The following is a 2,540-nucleotide window of genomic DNA, read 5'->3' as shown; positions in this document are numbered from 1 at the left end:
TGTCAATGGCCATTTGTTCTTCCCCATAGGCGGCCTGGAGTTCTCCCCGCTGGTGGCCACCCAGATCTCCCCAACGGCGGCCAGATAGTTCCCCGCCCTGGGTTGGGACTCGGTCAGCTCAACGGCATCACGCCCTTGCCGGAGGTGGCCTGCGCGAGCCGGAAGCTGTCACCTTGGGTGACGACGACATGGGCGTGGTGCAGCAGCCGGTCGACGGTCGCGGTGGCCAGGGTCTTGGGCATGATCTCGTCGAACCCGGACGGGTGGAGGTTCGAGCTGACCGCCAGTGCGCGGCGCTCGTAGGCGGCGTCGACCAGGCGGTAGAAGCCCTCGGCGGCGTCCGGGCTGACCGGCAACAGCCCGATGTCGTCGATGATGATCAGGTCGGTGCGGATCAGCCGCGTCATCGCTCGGGTGATCGAGTCGTCGGCGCGATGACGACGGACCAGGACACCGAGGTCCTCGATGGTGAACCAGGCGACGGTCATCCCGGCCTCGACCGCGGCCTGTCCGAGCGCTTCGCAGAAGTGCGACTTGCCGGTGCCCGACGGGCCACAGACACACAGGTTTTCCTTGCGCTGCACCCATTCCAACGTCTTGAGCGCGTCCTGGGTCGGGCGCGGGATGGTGGATGCCTGCTCGTCCCAGTCGCCGAAGGTCTTCCCGGCCGGGAACGCGGCGCGTTTGCGGCGGGTGCGCAGGTTGGCCGCGTCGCGTCCGGCGGCCTCCTCGGCGAGCAAGACGCGGACGACCTCGGCGGGATCCCAGCGCTGCGCTTTGGCGGTCGGGATCAGATCGGTCAGCGACCGCCGGATGTAGGGCAGTTTCAGGCGTTTGGTCAGTTCGATCGCCTCGGCCAGCGGGTCGCCACCCGAGCCCGCGACGGTGCGCAGCGGTGCCGCCATCACACCTCATCCCCTTCCGTGGTGATGCCGAAGTTGGACCAGGCCGAGGTGCCTGGTTGCAGGCTGTGCGCTTCACCGGCTCCGGTGGGCTCGGCCTGCTCGCGGCCTGCCTGGTGGGCCAGGATGCGGATCAGGTCGTTCTCGGCGAACCGGCCGGCGATCGCCGCCGTCCCGAGCGCCTGGTCGACTTCGGCGGCCGGGTGGAGCTTGGCCAGCGCGACCGCCTCGGCCATCTTCGGCCGGATCCGCCGGGCTCCGGCCGCTGCGGCTTCGACCAGCCAGGACGCCGCGCCCGGCCCGAGCGCGAGGAACGCCGCTTCCTCGGCCGAGGTGGCTTTCGGGACGCGGTCACCGTCCTTGTTCTCGCGTGCCGGATAGTGCTCGCCGCTGATCACCGGAGTGCCCGGCGTGGACCGGGTGTGACGGGCGACCTCGGCCGGGCCGTCCTGACCGACGGTGGTGACGATCAGCTCGTCGCCGTGGAACCGGGCCCAGACCCGGGTGTCGACCAGCTCGTGCGGCACCGAGTAACGCACCCCTTCCACGGAGATCGTGCAGTCCCAGTTCACCCGCCGCGTCGTTCCGAAGGCGACCGTGAACGCCTGAGCGGGCACCGGATGCAGCCGGGTGCGTTCCTCGGCCAGGGCCTCGACCGGGCGGCGCCGGGTCTCCCGATGCGGCCGGTCGTTGACCTGCTCGCAGAACTCCCGGCAGGCCGTCTCCAACTCGCCGAACTTGCGGTACTCGTCCAGCAGGTTCGCCTCGGTGGGCACGAGATCGGCCTTGGCGATCCGCACCGTGGCCTCCGACCCGCCCTTGGACTGCGGGTCGGCCGGGACACAGGTGCGGATGGTCATCCCGTAGTGCCGTCCGACCTCCACGATCTCCGGGTTGCGCACCGCGATCCGGGCGACATGGTCGACCGACACGGTCTTCTCGTTGTCGGTCAGCGCATAGGTCGGCACCCCGCCGATCCGCCGCAACGTCGTATCCAAACAGGACACGATCGTGGGCAACGTCTTGTCCCACACCGGGATCACCACCCGGAACCGCGACCATGCCAGCCACGCGCACCACAGGCTCGTGCGCCGCCCGCCGATACGAGGACCCTCGCCCCAGTCCCACTGCAACCACAGCCCCGGCTCGGTGATCCACGGCCGGAACACCCGCCGCTGCCCGGCCTGGAACCGCTGCTTGACCCGCGCGACCTCCCGACGGGTGGTGCGTTCCCCGCCGGCGAAACCCATCGCGCTGATCCGCTCGTGCACCACATCCGCCCGGACCCGCCCACCCGAGCGGACCACCAGCTCCTCGATCTTCTCCAGATACTCGTCGATCGGACGAGCCCGATGCTCACGGGCCACCGGGCTCTGCCCGGCCTCACGCAGCTGCACATACCGCGCCACGGTGTGGTGGTCACACCCGGCCAGCTCGGCCGCCGCGCGGTAACTCCCCGTGAGGTCGTATGCCTCAAGGATCTCCATGATCTCCCTGCTCGTCTTCACCGGCCGACTCTTGTTGACCGGTGGCCTGGACTACTCACCGGGGAGATATCTGGCCACCAGCGGGGAGATCACCGGCCATCTACGGGGCGGTAAGTGGCCGCCCATGGGGATCTTTCACTGGCCGCCGACA

2 protein-coding genes are annotated in these 2,540 nt (G+C 69.6%); both read right to left on the bottom strand.

Annotated features, from left to right (window positions below; translation table 11 throughout):
* Positions 1–113: 113 nt before the first annotated feature.
* Positions 114–905 (bottom strand): IS21-like element helper ATPase IstB, encoded by a 792-nt coding sequence (gene istB, locus QSK30_RS36525; protein WP_285509991.1) that lies wholly within the window; start codon positions 903–905, stop codon positions 114–116.
* Positions 905–2,410, bottom strand: coding sequence for an IS21 family transposase (gene istA, locus QSK30_RS36520; protein WP_285509990.1), 1,506 nt, complete (start codon positions 2,408–2,410; stop codon positions 905–907). Before istA ends, istB begins: the two co-directional genes overlap by 1 nt.
* Positions 2,411–2,540: the final 130 nt, after the last annotated feature.

Origin of the sequence: Actinokineospora sp. NBRC 105648, assembly GCF_030269645.1 — a bacterium.
GTDB lineage: Bacteria > Actinomycetota > Actinomycetes > Mycobacteriales > Pseudonocardiaceae > Actinokineospora.
The sequence above is the reverse complement of the archived record's forward strand: the minus strand, read 5'-3'. Positions and strand labels throughout refer to the sequence as shown.